The sequence below is a fragment of the Plasticicumulans sp. genome (assembly GCF_035331805.1).
In the GTDB taxonomy this organism is placed as follows: Bacteria; Pseudomonadota; Gammaproteobacteria; order Competibacterales; family Competibacteraceae; genus Plasticicumulans.
This window is the reverse complement of record NZ_DAOLKE010000482.1, coordinates 1-2,126: the sequence shown is the minus strand read 5'-3', so window position 1 is coordinate 2,126 and position 2,126 is coordinate 1. Positions and strand designations below refer to the sequence as shown.

General features: G+C 71.9%; 1 protein-coding gene. It reads left to right on the top strand.

The features are described from left to right. Positions 1 to 77 precede the first annotated feature (77 nt). A partial coding sequence (locus PKE44_RS18625) for a hypothetical protein (protein WP_324554223.1) occupies positions 78 to 2,126 on the top strand: 2,049 nt, incomplete at its 3' end.

Below are 2,126 nucleotides of genomic sequence, written 5' to 3'. Positions count from 1 at the left end.
TCGCCGCCCCGGGCCCGGCGATGAATCTGCCTGTCCGGGAGCCTGCCCGGACGCCTGCATGACCGGATGAACCGTCGATGACCCTCAGCACCGATCCGCTCGCCGCCTGGCAGGCGCTGCCCGAACCCGCCCGCGTCTTCGCCGATGCGCTCGCCGTGCTGTACGAGCCGCTCGCCTTCGCACACTGGCCGGAGCTGTACGCCGGGCTCGGCTTCGCGAAGAAGGGAGCGGCCGCGCAGAAGGCCGTGCAATCCCTGCCGGACACCCTGCGCCCGCTGCTGCGCCCGAAGGCCGGACGCGATCCGGGTCCGCCGGTGCTCGATGCAGCCGTGTCCGAACGCCTGATGCGCCGGCTCGGCCGGGAGCCGGAGGCGCTGCGGCGCTTTGCGGATCAGGTGCTGCGCGCGGTGCCGGCCGCAAGTCTGGGCGCGGCGCTGGCCGGCCGCGTCGATCCCGCCGTGTTCCAGCAGTTACTTGCGACGAGCCTGATCGTCAATCACAGCCGCCGCGACCTGCGCCTGGCCGTGCATGCCAACGATTTCGATACGGCCCTGCGGATTGCGCGGGAGATGCAGAATGGCGATCCGGATCGCTGGTTCATGGAGCGCCCGCTGACGCAGCTCGTGCGCTGCGCGTACGACGCCGACTGGCTGTTCCAGCGCGAGCCGCGCCTGCGCTGGATGATGATCGAGGACTGGCTCGGCATGCTGGTCGGCGATCTGGAAGACCCGCGCGAAGCGCGGGCCATGCTCGATCGCTGCCTGAGCGTGCCGCAGGTTCTGCCCGCCGATCAGCACCTCGCCCAGGAGCTGGCGCTCTGGTGTGGCGAACCGCTTTCCGCACCGATGCCCGACGTGGCGGCGTGCCGCTCGTTCATCGAGGCAGGTGCCGCGGCGGCGCTGCCCTTGTTCGAGTCGGCGCAGGAGGCGTGGCGGCAGGCCACCGGCAATCCGCAACAGCATCTGTACGGCTTGCCGGCCTTTCTGCACGTCTGCGCGCTGCTGGCCGTGCACGGGATCGGCGCGATCCGGGACATCAGCAAGCACCTGGGCTACTGCAGCATGAGTGCGGTACCGGCGGCCGACGTGATCCTCGGCACCGCGCTCGCTGCCCTGGCCGATGAGGGGGCTTATCCGCCGGCGTCCCTGCCCGAAGAGCCCGATCTCACCTGCCTGTTCGACTTGCTGATGCGCCGCTGGCTGGGCCAGCCGCCGGTGCCGGGCGAGACCGCCATGCTCGAAACGATCATTGCGCGCGCCTCGGCCGCCGGCTACGGCTGGATCGCTGCCGAGGCACGGGCCGTGCTCGCGCGCTGTCGTGGTGAGCCGGCGCAGTCCGTGCTGCTCGATGTCGTGCCGCCGAAGCCGGCCTGGCAGCGGGCGCTGAACCGGCTGATCGCACTCGGGGACGGACCGGCGGCCCGCGTGCGGTTGATCTGGGGCATCGACCGTCAGGGCGGCCGGTTGCGGCTCGAACTGCGCGAGCAGAAGCCGGCGGCGCGCGGCGGCTGGACGCCGGGCAAGCAGATGGAACTCTACCGCTACGAAACCCGCAGCAGTCAGGAGGCCCTGCTGCCCGAGGATCGCGCCGCGCTGCATTCCCTCGGTGGCATCCATGATCTGTGGCACGACGATCACGTCGTGCGCCTGCTCGGGGCGCTGACCGGACATCCGCGCGTGTACTGGATCGGCAAGCCCGGCGAATGGCTGGAACTGGTCGAGGTGCCGCCGCGCCTGTCGCTGCGCCGGGACAAGTCGGCCGAGGGCGGCTGGCTGCTCGAACTGCTGCCGGCGCCGAAGAAGCCGGGCGCGGTCTGGCAGCTCGCGCGCGTGAAGAACACCAGCCGCGTCGAGTACACCGTCTACACGCATGAGCAGCAGCGGCTCGGGACCGTGCTCGACAACGGCCGGCTGCACGTGCCCGAGGCCGGCCGGGCCGAACTCGCACGCACGCTGCAGGCGCTCGATCGCGTGCTGCCGGCCGGTGCCGCGCTCGATGCCGTGCTCGGCGATGACGACGTGCAGCCCGGCGATCCGACCCCGTGCCTGCTGCTGGCGCCGGCCGGCGACGGCCTGCGCGCGCAGCTGCTGGTCGAGCCGCTCGCCGGGCTGGCGCGCCAGCGCTGC